Below are 22,928 nucleotides of genomic sequence, written 5' to 3'. Positions count from 1 at the left end.
TCCACTGCTCATCGGTCAACTCGTAACGCCGAACCACACGTCATTTTTACACTGCCTCCAGGGTTTGCGGACACACCCTAGTTCAGACCCTTCACGTAGGCAAAGATGTTGCCGATGTCCGAGTCGGTGAGCTGAGCGTCCGAGAAGCGCGGCATGGTGGCGTTCAGCTCGCGGCCCTCGGGCAGCTTGCCCTCGCGCAGCACGGTGGTGAACTGCGCCAGAGTCCACGCTTTGGGGCCATCGGCCATGACCAGGGAGGGCCCGATGTTGCCCTGGGCATTGGCTCCGTGGCAGCCCGCGCAGCTGCCCGCGTACAGCTCGGCCCCTGCCGAGGTGTCGCCCTGGGTCTCGGCGGCCACCGCCGTGGCGGCGGGCGGGTTGCCGGTGGCACTCTGCTCGTTGCTGCGGGTGTCGGGTTCGGTGGCGGTGCCCTCGGTGCTTCCGGCAGGCACGCCCTCGCCGCTCAGGGCGCCGCCGGGCCGCGCGACCGCGCCGTTCGGGCCGCTGGTGGTGCCGCCCGCCTCGTTGGGTTTGACGTCACCCAGGGCGCCGGGAGCGCCCGCCGCCCCGGTGGCGGCCACATTGGCGCTGGGGGCTTCCTCGGGGGGCACCTGGGCGTTGTCGTGCGTCGCCTCCTCATGAGCGCCTTCATGCGGTGTGGTGGCCAGCCGGTAGCCTGCATAAGAGCCGCCCAGCGTCAGGGCCAGCAGCAACGTCATGGTGACGGCGAACGTGTTCTTCATGGGCCGAGCTTACCACACGGTCAGGGGGCTTTTGACCGCGCTGGACGGTTCAGAACCCCTGGACGGAACTCCGGGAAAGTGCCGCTGATAGACTGTTTCCATGACTCCTGCTTCCCTCCGGCTGGCCTCGCTGGCGTCGAGCAACTCGGACATCCTCGCGGCGCTGGGAGCGGCAGACCGGGTGGTGGCTGCCGACTCGCACAGCGACGCGCCGGGGCTGGAGCGGGCCTGCCGGGTGGGGCCGGACCTGAACATTGATCTGGATGCGGTGGCCGCTTCGAGGCCCGATCTGGTCCTCGCCAGCCTGAGCGTGCCGGGCATGGAGCGCATCGTGGAGGACCTGCACGCACGCGGCCTGCCCACGCTGGTCCTTGACCCGGTGACGGTGCGGGAGACGCTGGACGACATCCGCCGCGTCGGAGGGGCCATCGGGCTCGAGCAGCGGGGGCAGGAGGTGGCCGCGCGGCTGGCGGACGATCTTCGGCAACTGCGTGTGCAGCGCTCCCGCCCGCCGCGCGTGCTGGTGGAGTGGTGGCCCCGCCCGATCATTGCGGCCACGCGCGACTCGTGGGTCACGGAACTGCTGTCCATGCTGGGGGCGGTCAACGCTCTGGCCGACGACGCGGGCCGCAGCCGACCTCTGACGCTGGAGGAGGTCCGCGCCGCGCGCCCTGACCTGATCGTGTGTTCGTGGTGCGGAGCGAAGAAACTGCGCCCGGAGGTCATCACGGCGCGTGGGCTGGGCGTGCCGGTGGTTGCCGTGCCGGAAAGTGGGCTGGGCCGCCCGGGTCCCCGGCTGTTAGAAGGTGCGCGGCAGATCGCGTCGGCGCTGGAGACGCTGGCTTTAGTCCGTGCTTGAGCTGGCCTGTGCCCCGGCTGCCAGCAGTTCCCGTAGTTGAAAACTGTGGCGCACGGGATGCATGACCGCGTGTTCCAGCATGGCGTCGATCCAGTAGTGCATCCCCGGCGTGTAGACCGCCGGTTCCATGTCCGCGTTCTCTACGGCAGCCAGCGGCACGCGCTACCAGCGCAGCAGGCGTTCCAGATAGGCCCCCGCCTGTGACTGCAGGTCCTCGATCCCCGGAACCGCCTCCGGCTGCGGATCGGGCAACCCCAGATGCGCGCACATCCTGACCAAGTACTGCCCCGATGAGTTCAGCACGTGCCACAGCAGATGCTCCAGCGATTGATAGTGCGGATTGGATGTGGCGGGGAGGCAGACATTCGCTGCCTCGGCCTGCCGCCACACCTCCAGAAACCCGCGCATTTCTCTATCGTGGAGCAGCACGAGCGCCTGCGCTGCGCGGGAAGGGTAGTGGTCCAATTCTCTGGTCATGTCGGAGCGTGACACATTTCCGGCGGCCCGGGCCTCGGCCAGATGGTCTAATCCCAGCCCAGAATGGCCCGCAATCCGGCCAGGCAGTCGGCGCGGTAGGCGGTCAGGTCGGGAGCGGGATCGGCCAGAAAGCGCACGCTCAGGCCTTCCACCAGCGCCCGCAGCTGCCGCGCCCGCGTCTCGGCCCCCGCGTTTCCGGCCAGCCGCGCCAGTTCCAGGTCCAGTTCCAGCGTCTGCCGCAGAAAGTCTCGCTGCACCGCCATCAGGGCCGGATCGCGGGTGGCGGCGGCGAGAAAGTCCAGCGACACGGTGTAAAAACGCCGGGTGTTCTCGACGCCGTAGAACTGGTTGTCCACGAAGGCCTGCAGCTTGCCCGCGGGCGTGTCGGCCAGCCGCAGGGCGCGGCGGGTTGCCGCCGTGATGGTCCGGGTAAAGCGGCGCATCACGGCGGCGAGCAGGCCGGCGCGGCTGCCGAAGTGATAGACCAGCGTGCCCCGGCTGACCCCGGCGTGCGCGGCGATGTTCGCCAGCGTGACCCCGGCGTAGCCGCGTTCGTACAGCGCGAGGTAGGCTGCCCGTTCCAGCGCCGCCCGGCGCGAGCGGTCCTGAATGGGGTTGACGGTGCGGGCCATCGGCCTCTCAGCATCGGGGCTGCGGCGCACAGAGTCAAATGCGGGGCCCGGGGGAGGGGATGTTTCCCCCGCCGGCTAACGGCTGCCCAGTCCGGCCACGGTCAGGGTCACGATCAGTGCCGCCAGGCCCATACCAATCGAACTTGCCGCGCCGGTGAGCTCTCCCTCCTCGCGGGCGCGGGCGGTGCCGACCCCGTGGGCGACCGCGCCGATGGCGAGTCCACGCGCCAGCGGGTGTTTCACGCCGATCACGCTCAGAAAGCCCGGCAGCAGCAACGCGCCGACCAGCCCGGACAGAACGGCCAGTGTGGCGGCCAGCGCAGGTGGGGCCCCCGTGAACTGCGCGAGCTGCAGGGCCACCGGGCTGGTCGCTGGGGCAGTGAGCAGCGAGCGCTGGGCGTCCTGTCCGAGGTTCAGGGCGCGCGAGAGCAGCGCGTCGGTGGCGACCCCGGCCAGGGTGCCGCTCAGACCGCCAATAATCAGGGAGCGCCATTGCCGGGCGAGCAGGGCCCGCAGCCGGTACAGCGGAACGGCCAGCGCCACGATGGCCGGCGCGAGCAGCGAGGTCAGCGGCTTGACATGGCCCAGATACGTGGCGTACGGAACTCCACTCAGCAGCAGGGCGGCGGCCACCAGCAGGGTGGCGAGCAGGGTGGGGTTGGCAAGCGGTGAGCGGGCGCGGAGCTGCACCACCACGCCCAGCGCAAAGGCGAGCAGGGTCAGGGCAATCCAGACCATGGCCTCAGCCTCCGGGCCGCAGCAGCCGCGAGGCGAGCAGACCGGCCACGGCGCTGCCCACCAGCAAGCCCGCCGTCATCACGAGCAGCCACAGCCCCCACGCCGCCCCGGCAGACAGGTACCCGATAAATCCCACCGTGGCCGGCACGAACAGCAGGCCCAGAATGCCCAGCAGACCGTCGGCGGCGTCTGAGAGCCAGTGCAGCCGGACCACGCCCAGCCCCAGCGCCGCCCACAGCAGCGCGAGCCCCACCACCGAACCCGGCAGCGGCAGACGTGTCACGGTCACGAGCGCCTGTCCGGCGGCGGCAAACCCCACCAGGATGCCCAGGCCCAGCACAAAGCGCACCGGAGCGGGGAGGCTGGCGGTTATGGAGGCGGCCGCGGTCACGGGGCGGTGGAAAGCCGCGCGAGCATGCCGCGCACCACCGTCTTGGCGTGGCGGGCGACCCGGGGCATAAACTCGCGGTAATCCACCTGCGCGCCGCCGTCTGCCGTGTCGCTGACGCTGCGGATGACCACGAAGGGCACGCCGGCCTTGGCACACACCTGCGCCACGGCCGCGCCCTCCATCTCGGCGCAGGCGGCCCCGAAGGTTCCGAGCAGCCGCGCGGCTCCCTCGGGCGAGGCGATGAACTGATCGCCACTGGCGACCCGGCCCTCCACCACCCGCACGTTCGGTATGACCTGGGCAGAGGCCAGGGCCACGGCCCGCAGCTCCGGATCGGCGGCCCAGGCGGGGGCCTCGCCGGGGACCGTGCCTACCGCGTAGCCCAGGGCCGTGACATCCACGTCGTGCTGCACGCAGTCGGTGCTCACCACGATGTCGCCCACCCGCAGCTCCGGGTGAACGCCGCCCGCCACGCCGGTAAAGATCACCTGTGTGGCCCCGGCATTCAGCAGCTGCGTGGTGGTCATCGCCGCATTTACCTTGCCGATGCCGCCGCGCGTGAGCAGCACGTCCACGCCGTCCAGCACGCCCCGGTGCAGGGTCACGCCGGGAAAACCCAGGTCCTCGCGGCCCTGCAGGTCAGCCAGCAACAACTCAATCTCTTCATCCATCGCGCCTATGATCGCCAGCATCGCCGCCAGTCTACGCGCTCCGGCGTGGCGGGCGTATCCTGCCAGACATGACCCCGCCGACCCGCCCGCCCGAGGCCGAGGCCTCCCGTGACTCCCTGGACCGGGCGGCCCTGCGCCACCCCGACTCGCTGAAGTGGACCGCCTACGGCCCGGACGTGATTCCTATGTGGATCGCGGACATGGACTTTCCGGTCGCGCCGTCCATCCTGGCCGCGTTGCATGGCCGTCTGGACCGTGGGTTGGGCTACCACCAGCTGATGGGCGATCCCACGCTGCACACCCTGCTGCGTGCCAAGCTCGCCACCCACGGCCTGAGCGACCTGCCGGAGGGCGGCATCATCCTGCTGCCCGGCGTGGTGCCGGGCATCTATTCGTCGGTGGCCGCACTGACCCGGCCCGGCGACCGGGTGCTCACCATGACCCCGGTGTACCACCCCTTTCACCTGAGCATCACTGGGCAGGGGCGCGAGGTGGCTGCCGTGGAGCTGCTGGACACCGAGGACGGCTACCGCATCGACTGGGACGGGCTGGAGGCGGCCGCCGCCCACACCGACCTGCTGCTGCTGTGTCACCCCCACAACCCCACCGGGCGGGTGTGGACCCACGAAGAGCTCGAGCGGCTGCGCGATCTGGTCGTGCGCCACAACCTGTACGTGGTGAGCGACGAGCTGCACGCCGACCTGCGTTTTACAGACGCGCCCTTTGAATCGTTTGCCGCCGACCCGCGGGTGCGGGGCCTCACCCTGACGCTGACCGGGCCGTGCAAGGCCTTCAACACCGCCGGGCTGGGCATCGGCGCGATGATCGGCCACGACGCCGAACTGGTCAAGCGGGTGCGGGCCGCCGCCGGGGGGCTGATGGGCCACGAGTCTGCCCTGAGCGTGACCATGTGGCAGGCTGCCCTGCAAGGCGGCGGTCCGTGGCTGGCCGACACGGTGGCCTACCTGCGTGCCAACCGCGACTTTCTGACCGGTTACCTGCGCGAGCACCTACCGTGGGTCCGGTTCCATCCGGTCGAGAGCACCTACCTCGCGTGGCTGGACCTGCGCGCCCATCCGCAGGCCGGCAACATTCAGAACTTCCTGCTGGAAGAGGCCAGGGTGGCCGTGCACGACGGCCCCACCTTTGCCCCCGAGGCCTTCAAGCCCGGTGTGCAGGGCTTGATCCGCCTGAACTTCGCCACCAGCCGGGAGATTCTGCAAGACGCACTGGAGCGCCTGCGCGCCGCGCTGGGGGAGCAGGCCGGGGCCTAGCTGCCTGACCCGCTCTGGCCTGTGGCCTCCGCCATGCCCCGCCCCGGCCACGCGCTGAAGCCCAGCAGCGCCGCGCCGATCACGCCGATGGCGAGCGCGCCCCACACGAAGCCCTGGGCCGGGTGGGCGGCGGGGGCGGCGAGCAGCAGCGGGCTGAGAAACTGCCCCAGGAAGACGGCGCTGCTCATGCCCGCAACGACCCGGCCCCGCCACGCGGCGGGCGTCACGTCGGCGAGCCAGGCGTTGAGGTTGGGAAAGACCAGGCCGCCGCCCAGGCCTGCCACGACCAGGCCCGGCAGCACCGCGCCCAGGCTGTGTGCGCCCGCCACCAGCGCCCAGCCGCCGGCGAGCAGCAACATGCCCAGCGCCGCTGCCCGCCGCGCCAGAAAACGTCCGGACAGGCGCGAGTAGCCCAGCGAGGTCATGGCCGCCGTCAGCGTGAAGGCGCCCAGCATCACCCCGGTGGCGGCGGGGGCGGCTCCCAGACTCCGCAGCAGGAAGGGGCCCTGGGCGGGCATCAGGTAAAAGGCGACCATGTACGCCAGTGCCAGCCCGTAGACCACACCGATCACGCCCCAGCGCGGCCGGGTGGCCGCCTCGGCGGGGCCGCTGGCGGCGGGCACCCCCCGCGGCAGGCGCAGCACCAGCGGCACCAGCAGCAGCGAGATCAGGTACAGCCCAAAAGGAGCGCGCCAGCCCACCCCCGCGAGCACCCCGCCCAGCGGCAGCAGCACCGCCCCGCCAAAACTGGTGAAGGCCGCCTGCTGGCTCAGAAACCTGCCGCGCGCCGCCCCGGCGAACAGGTCGTTGACCAGTGCGCCGCCGGCGGTCATGGTGCCTGCCACCGCCAGTCCCAGCACCACCCGGCCCACCAGCACCGCCCCCAGCGACTGCACAAACAGACCGCTGGCCCCGCCCACGGCGTACAGCAGCAGCGAGACCAGCAGCACGGGCCGCCGTCCGAAGCGGTCGGCGAGCACGCCGCTCAGGGGAGCGCTCAGGGCGATGGCCAGCCCCACGATGGTGAGCGCCAGCTTGACCAGCAGCCCGGCATTGGGCTGATCGGCAAAGTGGGTCTGCATGGCGGGCAGCGCGGGCGCAATGGTCGCGCCCGACATGATGGTCAGGGCGGCGAGCAACAGCAGGGTCAGCCGGGTCAGGCCATCGGGAAGGGCCGGTGTGGAGGGGGCAGAGAGAGCGGCCCGGGGCATGGGCGGCAGTATAACTTCAGAAAATCAAGTGGTATGAAATTCAGGACTGCTGCGAGGTCTGCGGCTGGCCCGCTGACGCACGGTCCGGCTCGCCGGCCCCCAGCTCACGCAGGCGCGAGATCAGCGGACGCAGGCGCTCGCGCCGCAGCTTCAGGGCGGCGCGGTTGACAATCAGGCGGGCGCTGGACTCAAAGAGCACGTCCACCTCCTCCAGATTGTTGGCCCGCAGGGTGCTGCCGGTCTGCACCAGATCAATCACTGCCTCGGCCAGTCCGGTCAGGGCCGCGAGCTCGATGTTGCCGCTGAGCTTGACCACCTCGGCGGGAATGCCGTGCGCGCTGAGGTAGGCGCGGGCGGCGCGGGGATACTTGGTTCCCACCCGCACCAGCGGGCCGGTGGCCCCGACCTCCCGGATCAGCGACAGGCGGCAGCGCGCAAAACCCAGGTCCACGGGTTCGTAGACCCCGCGCCCGGACTCGATCAGCACGTCCTTGCCCACGATGCCGACATCGGCCACACCCAGATCCACGTACACCGGCACGTCCTGGTTGCGCAGTTCCAAGATGGTCACGCCCACGTCCGGAAATTCGTGCCGCAGCGCGCGGGATTTCTCGGGGAGGGTCAGCGGCAGCCCGGCGAGAGACAGCAGCGCGACGGCCTCTTCCAGAATGCGGCCCTTGGGCAGCGCCAGCGTGAGGTGATCGGGCGCGCGGACGGGGGCCGGGGTCACAGGCCCACCTCGGGTTGGGGCGCCGCTCCGCCCGGCTCCGGCGGTTCGAACAGCGCCGCGCCCCGGGCCCAGCGGCGAATGCCCCGCGCCGCACAGAAAGCCCGCAGTTCCTGGAGGTCGTCGGTCCAGGCCAGTTCGGCGTGCAGACCGGCGGCGCGGGCCGCCTGCGCTCCGGCGGAGTCCAGGGCCAGGACCACTTCCGGCTCGGGCGGCAGCTGCGGCGCGGCGGCCCGCAGCAACCGCTCCAGGCCGATGGCGAAACCCGCGCCCGAGAGCCGGCCACCCTCCAGGGCGTAGCGGCCCCCGCCCAGCACCGGCTGGTTCAGGCCGGCGGCGTAGGCGCGGAAGGTCAGGCCGGTGTAGTAGTCGTAGCGGCGGCTGGCCCCCAGGTCGTACAGGAGGGGGCCGCCGTACACCGCCGTGACTTCACGCAGGTGGGCGACCGCCGCGTGGGCCCGCTCGCCGCGTGCCAGCGCCCCGGCGGCGTTCAGCACCTCGGGACCACCGTACAGGTCGGTCAGGGCATGCAATGTGCGCGTCACGGCGGTGGGCAGCCCCTCGCGGCGCGAGAGCAGGTCGATGTCCGCGCCGCTCTTGCGGTCCACCGCGCTGTGCAGCTCATCGCGGGCGGGGCCGTGCAGGTCGGCGTCCTCCAGCACCGCGTCCACGAAACCGGGATACCCGACTTCCAGCTGGGCATTCACGCCCACCTCGGCCAGCGCCGCCGCCGCGAGCTGCAGCAGCTCGGCGTCGGGGCGTGCGCCGGAGACGCCGATCAGTTCCACGCCGGTCTGGCCGAATTCGCGCAGGCGGCCGAGTTCGCTCGTCAGCGCACGCAGCCACAGCCGACCGCTGTACTGCAGCCGCAGCGGAAACGGCCCCTGCGCAAACTGCGAGCGCACCAGCCGCCCGATGGCCGTCGTGAATTCGCCGCGCAGAGCGAGCACCTGTCCGCCCGAGTCGATCAACTTGAACACCCGCTCGTCCTGTGGATGTCGGGGGTCGGCGAATTCCAGCGCGGGCACCTCCACGCCGCGGTAGCCCCATACGCTGAACAGCGCAGAGAGCCGGGCGCGCAGGGCCTCACGCTGTCCCCACTCGGGCGGCAGAACGTCGCGCGTGCCCTCGGGAATGGCGGCGCTGGGCGGGGGGAAGGCTCGGGCGGACACACTCACGGGCCGCATTGTAGGGGGTCGGGCGGCCCGGGAGAGTGCAGCAGGTCCTGCCCGGTGCCGGCGTGCCTGAGGAGGGAGCCCCCCGCTATACTTTCTGGCATGCGCCGCCCGTCCTTTCTGCCCGCGCTGGGCCTGCCCGTGCTGGCGCTGCTTTTGCTCAGCGGCTGCGCCCGCACCACCGACACCTTCAAACCGCGTATCTCGATCACGAGCGCCGGAGGCGCGGCCAATACCCAGAAGTCCTTCGTGGTCGACGGGTATGTGCTCGATGACGTGGGAGTCACCGAGATCACGGTGGACGGCAAAGCCATTCCCATCCTGCCGGGCAGCCGCAAGCTCGCGCACTTCCAGTTCAAGACGCTGATCGAGGGCGAGCGTGGGCAGTACACCATCGGGGCCAGCGACGCGGCGGGCAACACCTCCACCCTGGTGCTGCCGGTCAGCGTGGATTCGGTCAAGCCGACCATCGAGGTCACGAGCTTTGAGAAAAGCGGCAGCACCATCCGCGTCTCGGGGGTGGCCAAGGACAACACCAGCGTGGCGCAGGTGCTTGTGGACGGCAACCGCCTGAACATCACGCCCGGTCCCCGCACCGAGTTTTATGCCGAGACGACCGGCATCTGGGCCGACATCACCGTGATCGACACGGCGGGCAACCGCGCCACACGGCGGGCCCGCTAAACCCCGGTGACGGCCTTCTCCCCGCTGGCCCCCCTGACCCGCACCTCCCTGCCGGGGCGCTACGGCCTGCTCGTGGGCGGACTGTTCCTGTACGGCCTGAGCCTGCGCATGATGCTCGACGCCCGCGTGGGCGTGGCCCCCTGGGAGGTGCTGCACGTGGGCCTCACGCGGCACCTGCCGCTGACGGTGGGGCTGGTGAGCGTCCTGACCGGGGTGCTGATCGTGGCCTTTACCGCCCTGCGGCTGCACGAACGCCTCGGCGTGGGCACACTGCTGAACGTGCTGCTGATCGGCTTTTTTTTGGACGTGCTCGCCCCGCTGGTGCCTGACCCGGCCGCGCTGGGGTGGCGCTGGCTGCAGTTTGCGCTGGGGGTGGCCCTGCTGGGCTTTGCCACCGGAGCGTATGTGGCCGCCGGCCTGGGCGCGGGCCCCCGTGACGGCCTGACCCTGGCACTGCACCGCGTCGCCGGGTGGCCCGTGCCGCGCATCCGGGGCGGGGTGGAACTGACCGTGCTGCTGCTCGGCTGGGCGCTGGGCGGACCGCTGGGCTGGGGCACGCTGGCCTTTGCGCTGGCGGTGGGGCCGGCGATGGGCTGGGGGCTGGGCCTGTTCGGGGTGGGGAAGAAGGGGTAAAGACCCCTGAGTAACTACCGATCCGAGCGTAAGTCGGTAGTGCCTCAGTGATCAGAGCTCTCGACAAGATAGACACCTCCGCGCTGGAAACGCTATGAATCAAGGCACGGATCAATAACAAAGCCCATGACCTTGCGGTTACGGACCCAGGAGATGTTCAATCTCACGGTCTTCCTATCCCTCGGTGCCCAGCGGCAGCTGCACCGTGAACCGCGCTCCGCCCAGCGGGCTCTGGCTGGCCCGCGCCGCGCCCCCGTGCGCCTGGGCCAGCTCCTGCACGATGGCCAGGCCCAGGCCGCTGCCGCCCGTGCCGCGCGTGCGGCTGCTGTCCAGGCGGGTAAAACGTGTGAAGACTGCCTCGCGGCTGGCCTCGGGGATGCCGGGGCCGTCGTCGTCCACATGCAGCAGGGCGGCCCCGTCCTCGGTTTCCACGCCTACCTGAATGTGGGTATTGGCGTGCTGCAGGGCATTTTCCAGCAGATTCACGGCAATCTGGCGCACCCGCCCGGCGTCGGCATGCAGCGGGGTCGGGGAGCAGGCGGCGAACTGCAGTGTGATGCCGCGCGCCCCCGCCCGGTCGTTCAGGTCACGCACCACCCCGGCGGTCAGCCCGGCCAGGTCCAGGGGTTCGGGGTGCAGTCTCAGGCGGCCGGCCTCGGCGAGCGTGAGCGTGCGCAGGTCGTCCACCAGGCGGGTCAGCTGCTGGGTCTGCTCGCTCAGCGAGGCCACCTGTTCGGTATTCAGGGGGTACACGCCGTCTTCCAGCGCGTCCAGCCGCGCCTGCATGATCGCGAGCGGCGTGCGCAGTTCGTGGGCAATATCGGCCACCGCCTGGCGCCTTTCTTTCTCCAGGGCTTGGAGGTTGTCGGCCATCTCGTTGAAGTTGCCGGCCAGCTCGGCCAGCTCGCGCTCACCGCTGAGCACCGGGGCCCGGATGCTCAGGTCCCCCTTGGCCAGCGCCGCCGCTGCCGCGGAGACGGCCAGAATGGGCCGGGCCAGGCGGCGCGAGAGCAGAAAAGCGAGCAGCGCCGAGGCCGCCGCCGCGAGCAGGCCCACCTGCAGCAGGCTGCGCTGCACGTTCTCCAGAAAATCCTGCGTGCGCGGCGCAAACCCGCGGGCAGGACCGCCTCCACCGCTCCCGCTTCCCGCCTCATCTCCGGTGCGCATCCGGGCGCCGGCCTCGATGAGGGTTTCGCTGCCGTCTGCGCCGCGCACCACGCCGTTCACATCCGGGCTGCTGCGTCCCGGCGGCAGGTAGGGATCGGCGGGCGTGCCGGTGCGGATCTGCGGCACCGGGGCGGCCACGATCACCTCGCCGCGGCGCTGGGCGTCCTGCTGGGCGCGCAGGTACCGCTGAACATCCGGCGGCAGCCGCCGGACCTGACTCTGAACCGCGAGATTGGAGAAGACGAAGGTGCTGCCCACCGACAGCCCGACCACCGCCAGCATCGCCAGCAGCAGCGTCAGCGCCAGTGAGGCGCCGCGCCGCGTGGCCGGCCGGGGCGGTGGCAGCGGGGTCAACCGCCCGCCTCCAGCCGGTAGCCCACGCCGCGGACCGTGTGCAGCAGCCCTGGCGCGTGGGCCGCGTCCAGTTTGCGGCGCACGCTGGCCAGGTGGGCGTCCACGACCCGTTCCAGCGCGTCGCTGTCGGGCAGGGCCGCCGAGAGCAGTTCCTCGCGGGTAAAGGCGCGGCCCGGCGACTCGGCCAGGTGCGCGAGCAGCCGGAACTCGGCGGGCGTCAGCGACAGCGCCACGCCGTCCACCCGGGCGGTCACGGCGCGTGGGTCCACCTCCAGCGGTCCCACCCGCAGGGGTTTCTCGGTGGCGTCCAGCGCGGCGCTCGCCCGGCGCAACACGGCCTTGACGCGGGCCATCACCTCACGCGGGCGAAACGGTTTGACCACGTAATCGTCGGCGCCCAGCTCCAGACCCACGATCTGGTCGGTTTCCTCGGCGCGGGCGGTGACCAGGATGACCGGGGTGCTGCCGCCTTCGCGCACCGCCTTGAGGACGTCCAGGCCGTTTTTGCCGGGCAGCATCACGTCGAGCAGGATCAGATCCGGACTGGCGGCCCGGAAGGCGCTCAGAGCGCTCAGGCCGTCTGCGGCCCGCTCGGTGCGGTAGCCCTCCTGACGGGCGTAGGCCTCCAGCACCTCGGCCAGCTGGGGTTCGTCCTCCACAATCAGGATCAGGGCACTCATACCGCTCACTGTAGCTGCCCCGCATGAAGACTGGGCGAATGCCCAGCCTGGAGATTTGTGTCCTGGAAACGACCTGGAGCCCGCCCTGGCGCCGCTTCCGCCACCTTCGAAAAATCTTCATAATCCCTGCGCGGAGTCTTCGCCGGGGGGGAACAGACTGCGGCCCATGAAGCCCCCACACCCCCTGCGCCCTCCCGCCCGGCACCTGACGCTGGTGACGCTGGTCCTGTGGGGAGCGGCCCAGGCCCAGACAGCCCCAGCTGGCCAGACTGCCCCGGATACGGTGGCGCCAGCCCTCACGCTGCAGGACGTCCTGTCGCGCCTGGAAGCGGCCCCCAGCGTCAGTGCCGCTCGCCTGAGTGTTCAGACTGCCCAGAGCACCCTGAGCGCGGCGAGCACGGCGCTGGGACTGACCGTGACCGTCAACGGCAACGCGGGATACAGCGGCCCGCTGACAGCCACCGCCGCCGACGGCACGGCCACCACCACGGCCAGCAGCCTCAGCGGCGGCGCGGGCGTGAATGTCAGCCTGGGCCTGCTGCCGTGGTCGAGCAATCAAAGTGGCCTGAACAGTGCAGTCCGGGGGCTGGCGCTGGCCCAGGCCAACCTGATCTCTGCCCAGAACGCGGCCCGCCTGAACGTGGCGCAGCAGTACTTTGCCGCCGTGCTCGCCACCCAGGATCTGGACCTGACCGCCCGCACCCTGGCGTTGCGGCAGCGGCAGCTGGCGGTAACCCAGACCCAGCGGGCCAGCGGCAACGCCACCGACGGCAACGTGCTGAGCGCCCAGGCCGCCGTGCAGGGGGCCCAGGGCGCAGGGCTGCAGGCCGCCGCCAGCCTGGACGCGGCGCAGCGGGGACTGGAGGCGGCGCTGGGCGGCGCGGTCGGTCCTGGGACCTTCAGCACCCGGCCGGCCGACACCGTGGCGCTGCCGGACATCACCGCGCTGGTGGCGCAGGCCCGCAATGGCCGCAGCGAGGTCATCCAGGCCCGCAACACCCTGGCGGCCGCGCAGGACACCCTGGACACCCAGCGGCGTCAGACCACCCTGCCCGACCTGACGGCCAGCGTGCGCTACGGCCCGGCCGGCAGCGGCGGCGTCAGCACCGCGCTGAACCTGCAGCAGGGGACCGTGAGTGCCGGCTACAGCGTGCCGCTGGGCGACAGTACCGCAGCGGGCAGCGGCGCGGGCAACCGCATGAGCGCCTCGGTGAGCGGCAGTTACGTGGTGTATGCGCCGGGCCAGCGCGCGCAGCTCTCGGCCGCCGAGGCCAATGTCACGCAGGCCCAGCTGTCCCTGAATGTGGCCCAGCAGAACGTGGAGCTGGACGTACGCAGCCGCTACAGCGCCCTGCAGACCAGCATGATCACCGTGCAGACCCGCGAAACCGCCCTGCAGGTGGCGCAGCTGGCCCTGCAGACCGCCCAGACCCGCCTGCAGGCCGGAACCGCTACCGCAGACGACGTGAGCGCCGCCGAACTCGATCTGGCCCAGGCCGCCCGTGACCTGCTCGCCGCCCGCATCACCGCCCAGACCACCCTGATTCAGCTTCAGAACGCTGCCGGAGGCCCGCAATGAACCCCACCGTTTTTTTCCCCATGACCCGCCGCCGAATGCTCCTGACCGCTGCCCTGCTGCTGCCTGTTCCGGCGCTGGCCCAGACCACGCCGGCCGTGAGCGCGGGCGCTGCCGTGAGCGCGGCCCTGACCAACAACGCCGACGTAAAAACGGCCCAGGCCAATCTGGACAAGGCGGCGGCGGCCAACCGCGCCGCGCAGGCCGACCCGAGCGCATTGGTGGCCGCCAAGCTCGGCGCCACCAACGCGCAGGCCGGGGCCACGGCGGCCCTGCGTGGGGCCCGCCTGAACACGCTGCAGGGCACCGTTTCGGCGTACACGGCGCTGCTCGAGGCGCAGGAGAATGTGGAACTCCAGACGCTTCAGGTGGCGGTGGACAGCAAGGCTGTGCAGGTGGCGGGAATCAAGCAGGGCATCGGCAACGCCACCGCGCTGGACGTTACCAATGCCCAGAACACCCTGGCGGGCAGCCAGCAGAACCTCGCCGACGCCCGGGCCCAGGTGGGCCTTGCCAGCGCGCGGCTGTCCACCCTGACCGGGCTGGGCAGCGGCGTGCGGGCGTCGGGCGCGGCCAGCGTGCCCAAGCTCAGCACCACCTTGACCAAGCTGCAGGCCGGCCTGGACACGCTGACCCCGTTGGTGTCGGCGGGTGGAGACCTCGCCGCCGCGCAGCTCAGCGTCAAGCTGGCCGACAACGATTTCACGCCCGCCCGCACCCTGCAGGACGCCCGCACGGCCCTGGCAAACGCGCAGCGGGGGGTGGACAGCGCCGGAAAGTCGGCGGCGCAGACCCTGGCCAGCGCGTACCAGACAGCCCAGAACAGCTACGAGCTGTTCGCGGTGGCCGGGGCCCGTGAGGCCGCCGCCAACAAGACCTACACCCAGGACGCGGCCCGCCTCAAGAGCGGCACCATCAGCGCGGTGGACCTGCAGAACTCGCAGCTGGCGCTCAAGAAGGCCCAGTTTGCCCGTCTGCAGGCGCAGAACAACGTTCTGGAGGCGCTGGCCGCCCTGTCGGTGGCCAGCGGCCAGAACCTGACCGGCATCGGGGGCAGCATATGACCGGCAGCGTGGTGGGAGCGGCGCGGGTGCGGCGTCCGCGCCGACGCTGGCCCTGGGTGGTGCTCGGCGTACTGCTGATCGCCGGGGTGGGCAGCGGCGTATACGTGGCCCGCACCCGCGCGGATACTGCCGTTGCCGCGCCCACCACCACCACCGTGCAGGTTCAGCGTGGCGTGGTGCGCGTTAGTGTCAGCGGTCCCGGCACGCTGGAGGCCGGGGCCACCCGCACGGTGGGGGCCGACCTGACCGCCACCGTGGGCGCCGTGCCGCCGGTCGGCGAGCGCGTGACCCGGGGCCAGCTGCTCACCCGCCTGACGAGCGAGACGGTCGAGCAGAACGTGCAGACCGCCCAGCTGAATCTGGACAAGGCCCGCGCCAGCCTGGACGCCACCCGCGCTTCCCAGGCGAGCAGCAGCGCCCAGCGCGGCAGCGGCGTGAGCAGCGCCCAGAACGCAGCCGCGCAGGCGCAGCAGACCCTGGCAGAAGCCCAGCGCACCCTGGACGGCCAGCGCCAGCTGCATGCCATCGGCGCGGTGAGCACCCAGGACCTGAACGCCGCGCAGGCCGCCGTGACCCGGGCGCAGCTCGCGCTGGACAGCGCCCGCGCCTCGCTGGGCGCGGCCCAGACCCAGAGCAGCACCGGTCAGAGCAGCGACGCCGAGAACCTGCGCGGCGCCCAGATCGCCGTGCAGCAGGCCGAGGCCGCGCTGACCACGGCCCAGCAGGCCCGGGCGAACCTCAAGGTCTACGCGCCCATCAGCGGCGTGGTCAGCACCGTCAGCGCCGACGAGGGCACGGTCGTGAACAGCGGCGCGACCATCCTGACCATTCTGGACGACACCACCCTCAACCTGCCCGTCCAGATCGACGAGACCGAGATCGCGGGCGTGAAGGCGGGCCAGACGGCGGACGTGACGCTTGACGCCTACGACGGCCAGAGCTTTACCGGCAAGGTGGTGCGCGTGTCGCCGGGCGCCACCCAGTCCAGCGGCATCAGCGTGTTCACCGCCACCGTGAGCCTGCCCAATCCGGACGGCGTGTTGCGCAGCGGCATGACCGCCGAGGCCGAGATCATCCAGAGCGAGGACCGCGGTCTGCTCGTGCCCAGCAAGGCCATCCAGACGGTGCGCAGCCGCAGCTATGTGGAGATGCCGGGGGCGGCGGGCGCCGAGCCGCAGCGCGTGCGCGTGACCACCGGGGCCACCGACGGCACGAATACCGTAGTGACCGAGGGCCTGACGGCCGGGCAGGAGGTCATCGTGCCCGCGAGCACCCGCAGCGCGGGCACTTCCGGCGGCGCCCGCAACGGCTCCGGCTTCGGCGGGGGGCCCCCCAGCGGCGGCTTTGGGGGACAGCCGTGACTGCCGCGTTTCCCGGCCCGCACGCTGCGCCGCCCACCCCGGCCCCGGTGGTGGACCTGCGCGGCGTGCGCAAGGTCTATGAACAGGGCGAGATGGTCTTCGAGGCCCTCAAGGGTGTGGACGTGCAGATCGCGCAGGGCGAGATGGTCGCCCTGATGGGACCCTCGGGCAGCGGCAAGACCACGCTGATGCAGATCATCGGGCTGCTCGACCGGCCCAGTGGGGGCACGTACCACCTAGGTGGCCGCGACGTGACCACCCTCAGCGAGAACGAGCGCGCCGAGGCCCGCAACACCGACATCGGTTTCGTGTTCCAGGCCTTTCACCTGCTGCCCCGCCTGAACCTGCTGGAAAACGTGGAGGTGCCGCTGACCTACGCCGGGGTGCCGGCCCACGAGCGGCGGGCGCGGGCGCTGGAGGTGCTGCGCCGGGTGGGGCTGCAGGACAAGGCCCGCAACCTGCCCAGCCAGATCAGCGGCGGACAGAAGCAGCGCGTGGCGGTGGCGCGCGCCCTGGCCGGCAGCCCCCGGCTGCTGCTCGCCGACGAGCCCACCGGCAACCTCGACACCCGCACCGGCGAGGAGGTCATGGCCCTGTTCGGCGAGCTGCACGCCGAGGGCACCACCGTCGTGCTGGTGACGCATGAGGCCGACATCGGGGCCTACGCCGAGCGGGTGATCCGTGTGCGCGACGGCGTGGTGGAGTCCGACGTGCGTCAGACTCCACGGCGGTCCGGCACATGACCGTCACTTCCGAGAGAGACCGCCGGCTGGACGTGCCCGCCGTGTCGTCCCCGCCCGTGCGGCGCGGCGGCATCGGCCTGGGCGGGGCGTTTACCATCGCGTGGCGGGCCATCATCGGCACGCCCATGCGCAGTGTCCTGACCGCCCTGGGCGTGATTATCGGCGTGGCGGCGGTGGTGGCGCTCACCGCCATCGGCCAGGGCAGCACGGCGGGCGTGACGGGCCGGCTCGAATCGCTGGGCACCAACCTGCTCACCGTGCAGAGTGCGCGTGGCGGAGGCGGCGGCAGCCTGGTGCGCGGCGGTCCCCGGCAGACCATCACCGTGAAGGACGCCGAGGCGCTGGCCACCGCCTTCGGGGACCGCGTGTCGGGGGTGGCGCCCAGCGTGAACAGCAACGTGCAGGCCAAGCTGGGCAGCCTGAACACCCAGGCGAGCGTGGTGGGCACCTGGCCCGCCTACGCCACGGTCCGCAACAGCCCCGTGGAGGCCGGCAATTACTTCACGCAGGCCGATGTGGACGGCCGCAAGCGCACCGCCGTGATCGGCCATCAGGTTCTGGTTGACCTGTGGGGCGAGGGCGCCACGCCCGACGAGGCCCTGAACCAGAAGCTCCGGCTGGGCAACGTGACCTTCACGGTGGTGGGCGTGCTGCCCGACAAGGGCGACAGCGGCTTTGGCAACGCCAACAGCCAGGTGCTGGTGCCCCTGAGCACCTACCTGCAGCGCTTCTCGCGCACCAACAGCGCGGGCGGGCAGCCCACCGTCAGCAGCGTGTACCTGTCGGCGACCAACGCCGGGGACCTGACCGGGTTGCAGACCGACGTCACCGACTTGATGAGCGTGCGCCACGACCAGACCGACCCCGAAAACCTGGACTTTCAGGTGCAGAACCAGGCCGACTCGCTGGCGAGCCTGAACGCCATCACCTCCACCCTCACCATCCTGGTCGGGGCCATCGCCGGCATCAGCCTGCTCGTCGGCGGCATCGGCATCATGAACATCATGCTCGTGTCGGTCACCGAGCGCACCCGCGAGATCGGCGTCCGCAAGGCGCTGGGGGCCAAGCCGCGCGACATCCTCACGCAGTTTCTGGTGGAGGCGTCCCTGCTGTCCATCGGCGGCGGCGTCATCGGCCTGGCCCTGGGCGTGGGAGCCGCCTATGCGGGCAAGTTCTTCAGCATCGCTCCCGTCTTCTCGCCCGCCCCCATCGTCGTGGCGTTCATCTTCAGCGCTCTGGTCGGCATCTTCTTCGGGTACTACCCGGCCGCCCGGGCCGCCCGGCTCGACCCGGTGGACAGCCTGCGCTACGAGTAGGGCCGCCGCGCGTTTTTTCTCCAGTTCTTTCCGCGCCCCGCGCACCGTTCAAGGAGCCCAACCATGAAAAACGTCCTCGTGTTCACCGCCGCCCTGACCCTGATCCCCCTCGCCTCGGCCCAGCAGAACGGCTCCGCCCAGAACCGTCAGATGACGCCCGAGATGCGCGCCCGCATGGCGCAGATGCAGCCGATCAACGACCTGTCGCAGACGGTGCGCCTGTTGCCCGATCTGGAGAAGAACAAGGCCACCGCCATGACCAAGACCCAGGCCAAGAGCCTGCTCACCCTGCTGGGCACGCTGCAAAAGGCCAGCGCCATCCAGCCCAACGACGCCAAGAAGTACCTCGCGCAGATCGAGGACAAGATCCTGACCGACAAGCAGCTGACGGCGCTCGACGACCTGATGCTCAAGGCCGAGCAGCAGAGGACGGCCCAGCGCACCCAGCGTCAGGCCGGGGGCACCCAGGGCGGAGCAGGCGTGCGGATTCCCGGCCTGCCCGGCGGCGGACTGGGTGGGGGCGCGGGCGGCGGCGGCCAGCGGTCCGGCGGGCAGGGGGGCAACGGCGCGAACAGCGGCCAGAACGCCCAGGGCGGGCAGTTCGATCCCACCAAGTTCAATCCTTTCAAGCAGGGCCGCGGGGCGGACGCGCTGAAGGCCTACATCGCCGTGCTGCAGAAGAAGTGATGCAGCAGAAGTAATCCGGAAAGCCGTCGGGACGGTGCCCCCTTCATTTCCTGAAGGGGGCACCGTCTGGAGATGAATTCTTCGGGCGTGGGGCGACGGTCGCCCTGAGCTCAGTTCGCCGGAATCATTCCCACTCGATGGTGGCGGGCGGCTTGCCGGTGATGTCGTACACCACGCGGTTGATCTCGTGAACCTGATTGACGATGCGGTTGCTCATGGTCGCCAGGAAGTCCCATGGCAGCCGCGCCCACTCGGCCGTCATGTAGTCGTCGGTGGTCACGGCCCGCAGCGCCGCCGTGTAGCTGTAGGTGCGCTCGTCGCCCATCACGCCGACGCTCTGGATGGGCGTCAGGATTGCGAGCGCCTGCGAGCAGCCGTCGTACAGCCCGAACTCGCGCAGGCCGGAGATGAAGATGTCGTCCACCCGGCGCAGGATGTCCATCTTTTCCTCGCTGATCGCTCCCAGGCAGCGGATCGCCAGCCCCGGCCCCGGAAAGGGGTGACGCATGCGGATGTGTTCGGGCAGGCCCAGCAGGCGGGCAATCTCGCGCACCTCGTCCTTGAACAGCGTCCGGAAGGGCTCCACCAGCTTGAAGGCGAGGTCCTCGGGCAGCCCGCCCACGTTGTGGTGGCTCTTGATGTTGGCCGCGCCGGATTTGTCGGCCTGCAGGCCGCCGGCCGATTCGATCACGTCGGGGTACAGGGTGCCCTGGGCCAGGAAATCGAAGGCGCCGTGCTGCTGTGCCTGGATGGCGGCCTCGCGCTCGAAGGCCCGGATAAATTCACGCCCGATGATCTTGCGCTTCTGCTCGGGGTCAGAGACACCGTCCAGGGCCGACATGAACTCGGCGCGGGCGTCCACCGTGACCAGATGCACGCCCAGCGGAATCAGGGCGGCCTCCACCTGTTCGCGTTCGCCCAGGCGCAGCAGCCCGTGGTCAATGAACACGGCGGTCAGGCGGTCCCCCACGGCGCGGGCCAGCAGTAGTCCCAGCGTGGAACTGTCCACGCCGCCGCTGATGGCTAGCAGCACCCGGCCGTCACCCACCTGCTGCTGAACGTCCGCCACCAGTTCGTCGATGATGTGCTCGGCGGTCCAGTCGCGCGCCACGCCGCAGATGTTCAGGAAGTTGGTGAGCACCTGCCCGCCCTTGGGCGTGTGCACCACTTCCGGGTGGAACTGCAGGCCGTAGCGCCGCGTCTGCCGGTTCTCGATGGCCGTGACCGGGGTGTCTGCCGTCTCGGCGACCACCTCGTAGCCCTGGGGCAGCTGAGTCACGCTGTCGCTGTGGCTCATCCAGGCGATAAATTCGCCGCTGATCCCCTCGAACAGCTGGCCGCCGTAGCGGGTCAGGTCGGCCTTGCCGTACTCGCGCTTGCCGGCCCGTTTCACGTCGCCGCCCGCCTCGTGGGCGAGGTACTGCATGCCGTAGCACACCCCCAGAATGGGGAGGTCCAGGTCCAGCACGCCGGGAGCGGGCCTGGGCGCCTGGGCGTCATAGACGCTGCTGGGACCGCCCGACAGCACGATGCCCTGCGGATTTTCCTGCTGGATGCGTTCCAGCGGCGCGGTGCCGGGCAGGATCACGCTGTAGGCCCCGAGTTCGCGGAACCGCCGCGCGATCAGGCGGGTAAATTGACTGCCGAAATCCAGAATGACAACGCTCATCGGCCCCGATTGTGGCACGGCGGGGCGGCCCCGAAGGTGGGGGAGGGCAAGGCCGCCGGGCAGGTCCGGACACCCGGCGGAGCTCAGGCAAGGCCGGGAAAGGTCCGGAACCCCGCCCACGCGGTTGTGGCACAGCCCCCAGGAGCCGCGCTCAGTTGCCCAGGTTGATGGTGACCGGTTGCGTGCGCGGCACCACGACCGTCAGGCTGGCCGGCGTGTAGCCCTGCGCCATGACCCGCAGCTGGTAGGTGCCCTCCACCGGAAAGTTGAGCTTGCCCGGCGCTTTTCCGAGCGACTGTCCGGGTTCCAGGCTGGCCCCCCGGGGCGCTTTTTCCACGGTCAGGGTGGCCGTGACTCCCGCCGCGCCGCGCAGGGTGACCGGTACGGTGCAGCACGCCGCGCTGGAAGCCGCGCCGGTGCCCGGGCTGGCCGGACGCAGCGCTCCCCAGGCCCAGACCAGCCCGAACAGAATCACGACGGCGGCGAGCACAGGCAGCAGCCAGCGCGGCAGGGTGGGCGAGGCCGGCGGTGGCGGCGCGGTGGGCGTGCGAATCACGCGCCACGAGTCGTCCTCGTCCCAGCCGATGCGAATGGGGTCCACGCGCCGGGCCGGCCGGTGTCCGCCCGCGCCGCTGGCCGGCAAGCGGCTGGGCTGGCCGGCCGGGGCCTCCTCTTTGGGCCGGCGCAGGCTGGCGGGCAGCCGGTCGACCTCCCGCATGGACAGGCGCGGCGCAGAGGGGGCGTCACCCTCCGGGAAGCCAAACTGGATGGGAGGAGGCACGGTGTCGGCCCCGGTTTCCCCAGAGACCTCCTGCCCGGCCTGTTCCTGCTCGGCCTGCAGCCGCTGCGCCTTGCGCTGGGCGGCGGCCTGGCTGTCCAGCATGGCCTGGGCGCGGCGTTCCTCGTTCTGGCGTTTGCGCCGTTCCTGGGGCGTTTCCACCTGACCGGCCGGAGCACCGGAAAACGGAGACACGACCGGCCGGGGAGGAGGCCGCGTGGAGGGGGCCGGTTCGGTGGGGGTGGCTCCAGCGTCTCCCCGGTCCTGATCTGCGCTGCCCGGAGCTGACACCGGGGCGGGGACGGCGACCGTTGTGATGGTCTGGGAATCCTGGCCGGAGGCATTGGTGTTCGGTATGGACGCGTCGGTGGCCGGCTGGTCGGGGGTCGGTGTGGGGGCCGCCGAACCGGGACCGGCCGGAACTTCCGCCTCGGTCAGCCAGTCCGTGGCCGCCGGGGTGACGCTGGCCTGGTTCGCCCCGGCAGCCGGAGCAGCGGTCCCGGCGGAGGCGGAAGTCCCGGCTGCGGAGTTGGCCTTCGGCCTGACCTCGGTGGCCGGGGCCTGAGGAGCCGGGGTTTGCGGGCGCGGGGCCGTCTTCTCGCTCACCTGGGTGCGCGCACTGGACGCGGAGGGGGTCGGAGCGGCGGTGACCACCCGGGGTGCGGAGGGGGCCTGAACGGCCGGCGCTGTCTGAACGGGTGCTGTCGTTGCGGGTGGTGTCTGGATGGCCGGGGAGTCGGCGGGCGATGTTGCCGCTCCGGCCTGTCCGTGCAGCCGTGCCAGGGCCTGCTCGGCGGTCCAGGGCGCCGGAGAGTCCAGCAGCGGGCGCAGGGCAGTGGGCAGTACCCGCAGGGCCTGCAGGGTATGGGCCAGATCATGCAGGTCGTCGGCCGGCGTGGCCGGTGTCTGGCGCCACGGCAGCCCGGCTCCGGCAAGTGCCACCGTGCCGCCGAACTGCCACAACTGTGCGGGGGTGATGCCACCGTGCGTCAGGCCCTGGGCGTGCAGGGCGCTTAGCGCGCTCAGCGCGCCGGGGGCACTCAGGCGCGGATCGCTGGCGGGCTGGGCGTAGGGGGGCAACTCGGTAACCACGTAGGCGTTCTCGCCGTCCATGCCGCTGTCGGTGATGGGCAGCAGGTGTGGGTGTTCGGGCAGGGTGGGCAGATTCAGGGCGTAGGGCAACACATGCAGCAGCACCGGCATGCCGGTCAGGCGGTCGGTGGCCCGCAGGGTGCGAACCGGGCTGGCAGGCAGGGAGGCGCTCGCCGATCCCGGCAGTTCCCGCGCTGCCACATAGGGGCCGATGGGCTTCACGGCC

General features: G+C 71.1%; 24 protein-coding genes. 10 read left to right on the top strand and 14 right to left on the bottom strand.

The genetic code is table 11. The features are described from left to right. Positions 1-77: 77 nt before the first annotated feature. A complete protein-coding gene (locus IEY21_RS03470) occupies positions 78-743 on the bottom strand; it encodes a c-type cytochrome (protein WP_188901370.1) in 666 nt (221 codons plus the stop codon). A 100-nt stretch (positions 744-843) separates the two neighbouring features. On the opposite strand from IEY21_RS03470, the gene IEY21_RS03465 reads away from it, so the two are divergent. Next, positions 844-1,602, top strand: coding sequence for a helical backbone metal receptor (locus IEY21_RS03465; RefSeq protein ID WP_188901368.1), 759 nt, complete (start codon positions 844-846; stop codon positions 1,600-1,602). On the opposite strand, the gene IEY21_RS03460 is transcribed toward IEY21_RS03465, so the two are convergent. From IEY21_RS03460 to IEY21_RS03435, 6 genes are all read right to left on the bottom strand, one after another. Continuing rightward, entirely contained in the window at positions 1,588-1,731 is a 144-nt protein-coding gene (locus IEY21_RS03460) for a hypothetical protein (RefSeq protein ID WP_188901367.1), read from the bottom strand. The two genes, IEY21_RS03465 and IEY21_RS03460, sit on opposite strands and share 15 nt — an antisense overlap. A 33-nt stretch (positions 1,732-1,764) precedes the next feature. Then, the gene (locus tag IEY21_RS03455; protein WP_188901365.1) at positions 1,765-2,079 is read right to left on the bottom strand and encodes a hypothetical protein; all 315 of its coding nucleotides are present in this window, start codon (positions 2,077-2,079) and stop codon (positions 1,765-1,767) included. A 47-nt stretch (positions 2,080-2,126) separates the two neighbouring features. Further along, a complete protein-coding gene (locus IEY21_RS03450; protein ID WP_188901362.1) occupies positions 2,127-2,711 on the bottom strand; it encodes a TetR/AcrR family transcriptional regulator in 585 nt (194 codons plus the stop codon). Positions 2,712-2,786: 75 nt separating this feature from the next. Then, the gene (locus tag IEY21_RS03445; RefSeq protein WP_188901360.1) at positions 2,787-3,449 is read right to left on the bottom strand and encodes an LrgB family protein; all 663 of its coding nucleotides are present in this window, start codon (positions 3,447-3,449) and stop codon (positions 2,787-2,789) included. A 4-nt stretch (positions 3,450-3,453) separates the two neighbouring features. Continuing rightward, a complete protein-coding gene (locus IEY21_RS03440) occupies positions 3,454-3,840 on the bottom strand; it encodes a CidA/LrgA family protein (RefSeq protein WP_188901358.1) in 387 nt (128 codons plus the stop codon). Then, complete coding sequence (locus IEY21_RS03435; RefSeq protein ID WP_188901356.1) at positions 3,837-4,532, bottom strand: 5'-methylthioadenosine/adenosylhomocysteine nucleosidase; 696 nt, start codon at positions 4,530-4,532, stop codon at positions 3,837-3,839. Before IEY21_RS03435 ends, IEY21_RS03440 begins: the two co-directional genes overlap by 4 nt. Before the next feature lie 47 nt (positions 4,533-4,579). Between IEY21_RS03435 and IEY21_RS03430 the strand changes: the two genes are divergently transcribed. Continuing rightward, the gene (locus IEY21_RS03430) at positions 4,580-5,785 is read left to right on the top strand and encodes a MalY/PatB family protein (RefSeq protein ID WP_188901354.1); all 1,206 of its coding nucleotides are present in this window, start codon (positions 4,580-4,582) and stop codon (positions 5,783-5,785) included. Here IEY21_RS03430 and IEY21_RS03425 read toward each other — a convergent pair. Genes IEY21_RS03425 through IEY21_RS03415 form a run of 3 tightly spaced genes read right to left on the bottom strand, consistent with a single transcriptional unit; the run spans position 5,782 to position 8,910 of the window. After that, positions 5,782-6,996 carry an MFS transporter gene (locus tag IEY21_RS03425; protein WP_188901353.1) on the bottom strand — a complete coding sequence of 405 codons (1,215 nt, stop codon included), beginning with the start codon at positions 6,994-6,996 and terminating at the stop codon, positions 5,782-5,784. The genes IEY21_RS03430 and IEY21_RS03425 overlap by 4 nt on opposite strands. Positions 6,997-7,036: 40 nt before the next feature. Then, entirely contained in the window at positions 7,037-7,726 is a 690-nt protein-coding gene (gene hisG / locus IEY21_RS03420; protein WP_188901351.1) for an ATP phosphoribosyltransferase, read from the bottom strand. Further along, the gene (locus IEY21_RS03415) at positions 7,723-8,910 is read right to left on the bottom strand and encodes an ATP phosphoribosyltransferase regulatory subunit (protein ID WP_188901349.1); all 1,188 of its coding nucleotides are present in this window, start codon (positions 8,908-8,910) and stop codon (positions 7,723-7,725) included. Before IEY21_RS03415 ends, hisG begins: the two co-directional genes overlap by 4 nt. A gap of 90 nt (positions 8,911-9,000) precedes the next feature. On the opposite strand from IEY21_RS03415, the gene IEY21_RS03410 reads away from it, so the two are divergent. Further along, positions 9,001-9,582 (top strand): hypothetical protein, encoded by a 582-nt coding sequence (locus tag IEY21_RS03410; RefSeq protein ID WP_188901347.1) that lies wholly within the window; start codon positions 9,001-9,003, stop codon positions 9,580-9,582. Positions 9,583-9,588: 6 nt separating this feature from the next. Continuing rightward, a complete protein-coding gene (locus IEY21_RS03405; protein WP_188901345.1) occupies positions 9,589-10,215 on the top strand; it encodes a YczE/YyaS/YitT family protein in 627 nt (208 codons plus the stop codon). Between the two features lie 174 nt (positions 10,216-10,389). Here IEY21_RS03405 and IEY21_RS03400 read toward each other — a convergent pair whose 3' ends face one another. Both IEY21_RS03400 and IEY21_RS03395 read right to left on the bottom strand, forming a co-directional pair. Next, a complete protein-coding gene (locus IEY21_RS03400; RefSeq protein ID WP_229752834.1) occupies positions 10,390-11,736 on the bottom strand; it encodes a HAMP domain-containing sensor histidine kinase in 1,347 nt (448 codons plus the stop codon). Further along, positions 11,733-12,416, bottom strand: coding sequence for a response regulator transcription factor (locus IEY21_RS03395; RefSeq protein ID WP_188901344.1), 684 nt, complete (start codon positions 12,414-12,416; stop codon positions 11,733-11,735). Before IEY21_RS03395 ends, IEY21_RS03400 begins: the two co-directional genes overlap by 4 nt. A 166-nt stretch (positions 12,417-12,582) precedes the next feature. Between IEY21_RS03395 and IEY21_RS03390 the strand changes: the two genes are divergently transcribed. From IEY21_RS03390 to IEY21_RS03365, 6 genes are all read left to right on the top strand, one after another. Further along, positions 12,583-13,995, top strand: a complete 1,413-nt coding sequence (locus tag IEY21_RS03390) for a TolC family protein (RefSeq protein ID WP_188901341.1) — start codon at positions 12,583-12,585, stop codon at positions 13,993-13,995. Then, positions 13,992-15,056, top strand: a complete 1,065-nt coding sequence (locus IEY21_RS03385) for a TolC family protein (protein ID WP_229752832.1) — start codon at positions 13,992-13,994, stop codon at positions 15,054-15,056. The genes IEY21_RS03390 and IEY21_RS03385 overlap by 4 nt, the downstream gene beginning before the upstream one ends. Continuing rightward, positions 15,053-16,417 (top strand): efflux RND transporter periplasmic adaptor subunit, encoded by a 1,365-nt coding sequence (locus tag IEY21_RS03380; RefSeq protein WP_188901338.1) that lies wholly within the window; start codon positions 15,053-15,055, stop codon positions 16,415-16,417. The genes IEY21_RS03385 and IEY21_RS03380 overlap by 4 nt, the downstream gene beginning before the upstream one ends. Continuing rightward, on the top strand, positions 16,414-17,160 hold the full coding sequence (locus tag IEY21_RS03375) for an ABC transporter ATP-binding protein (protein ID WP_308424812.1): 747 nt from the start codon (positions 16,414-16,416) through the stop codon (positions 17,158-17,160). Before IEY21_RS03380 ends, IEY21_RS03375 begins: the two co-directional genes overlap by 4 nt. Next, a complete protein-coding gene (locus IEY21_RS03370; RefSeq protein WP_188901336.1) occupies positions 17,157-18,476 on the top strand; it encodes an ABC transporter permease in 1,320 nt (439 codons plus the stop codon). The genes IEY21_RS03375 and IEY21_RS03370 overlap by 4 nt, the downstream gene beginning before the upstream one ends. Before the next feature lie 63 nt (positions 18,477-18,539). Continuing rightward, positions 18,540-19,163, top strand: a complete 624-nt coding sequence (locus tag IEY21_RS03365; RefSeq protein ID WP_188901334.1) for a hypothetical protein — start codon at positions 18,540-18,542, stop codon at positions 19,161-19,163. A gap of 124 nt (positions 19,164-19,287) precedes the next feature. Here the strand turns inward: IEY21_RS03365 and guaA are convergent, their stop codons facing one another. Next, the gene (gene guaA / locus IEY21_RS03360) at positions 19,288-20,832 is read right to left on the bottom strand and encodes a glutamine-hydrolyzing GMP synthase (RefSeq protein ID WP_188901332.1); all 1,545 of its coding nucleotides are present in this window, start codon (positions 20,830-20,832) and stop codon (positions 19,288-19,290) included. Between the two features lie 151 nt (positions 20,833-20,983). Beyond that, the gene (locus IEY21_RS03355; RefSeq protein WP_188901330.1) at positions 20,984-22,924 is read right to left on the bottom strand and encodes a PEGA domain-containing protein; all 1,941 of its coding nucleotides are present in this window, start codon (positions 22,922-22,924) and stop codon (positions 20,984-20,986) included. Between the last annotated feature and the right edge of the window lie 4 nt (positions 22,925-22,928).

Origin of the sequence: Deinococcus aerophilus (assembly GCF_014647075.1) — a bacterium.
Lineage (GTDB): Bacteria > Deinococcota > Deinococci > Deinococcales > Deinococcaceae > Deinococcus > Deinococcus aerophilus.
This window is presented reverse-complemented; position numbering and strand designations above follow the sequence as displayed.

Coding starts and splice junctions, on each gene's coding strand:
- IEY21_RS03470 (WP_188901370.1), bottom strand. CDS start 743: ATGAAGAACACGTTCGCCGTCACCATGACGTTGCTGCTGGCCCTGACG.
- IEY21_RS03465 (WP_188901368.1), top strand. CDS start 844: ATGACTCCTGCTTCCCTCCGGCTGGCCTCGCTGGCGTCGAGCAACTCG.
- IEY21_RS03460 (WP_188901367.1), bottom strand. CDS start 1,731: ATGGAACCGGCGGTCTACACGCCGGGGATGCACTACTGGATCGACGCC.
- IEY21_RS03455 (WP_188901365.1), bottom strand. CDS start 2,079: ATGACCAGAGAATTGGACCACTACCCTTCCCGCGCAGCGCAGGCGCTC.
- IEY21_RS03450 (WP_188901362.1), bottom strand. CDS start 2,711: ATGGCCCGCACCGTCAACCCCATTCAGGACCGCTCGCGCCGGGCGGCG.
- IEY21_RS03445 (WP_188901360.1), bottom strand. CDS start 3,449: ATGGTCTGGATTGCCCTGACCCTGCTCGCCTTTGCGCTGGGCGTGGTG.
- IEY21_RS03435 (WP_188901356.1), bottom strand. CDS start 4,532: ATGCTGGCGATCATAGGCGCGATGGATGAAGAGATTGAGTTGTTGCTG.
- IEY21_RS03430 (WP_188901354.1), top strand. CDS start 4,580: ATGACCCCGCCGACCCGCCCGCCCGAGGCCGAGGCCTCCCGTGACTCC.
- IEY21_RS03425 (WP_188901353.1), bottom strand. CDS start 6,996: ATGCCCCGGGCCGCTCTCTCTGCCCCCTCCACACCGGCCCTTCCCGAT.
- IEY21_RS03415 (WP_188901349.1), bottom strand. CDS start 8,910: ATGCGGCCCGTGAGTGTGTCCGCCCGAGCCTTCCCCCCGCCCAGCGCC.
- IEY21_RS03410 (WP_188901347.1), top strand. CDS start 9,001: ATGCGCCGCCCGTCCTTTCTGCCCGCGCTGGGCCTGCCCGTGCTGGCG.
- IEY21_RS03395 (WP_188901344.1), bottom strand. CDS start 12,416: ATGAGTGCCCTGATCCTGATTGTGGAGGACGAACCCCAGCTGGCCGAG.
- IEY21_RS03390 (WP_188901341.1), top strand. CDS start 12,583: ATGAAGCCCCCACACCCCCTGCGCCCTCCCGCCCGGCACCTGACGCTG.
- IEY21_RS03385 (WP_229752832.1), top strand. CDS start 13,992: ATGAACCCCACCGTTTTTTTCCCCATGACCCGCCGCCGAATGCTCCTG.
- IEY21_RS03380 (WP_188901338.1), top strand. CDS start 15,053: ATGACCGGCAGCGTGGTGGGAGCGGCGCGGGTGCGGCGTCCGCGCCGA.
- IEY21_RS03370 (WP_188901336.1), top strand. CDS start 17,157: ATGACCGTCACTTCCGAGAGAGACCGCCGGCTGGACGTGCCCGCCGTG.
- IEY21_RS03365 (WP_188901334.1), top strand. CDS start 18,540: ATGAAAAACGTCCTCGTGTTCACCGCCGCCCTGACCCTGATCCCCCTC.
- guaA (WP_188901332.1), bottom strand. CDS start 20,832: ATGAGCGTTGTCATTCTGGATTTCGGCAGTCAATTTACCCGCCTGATC.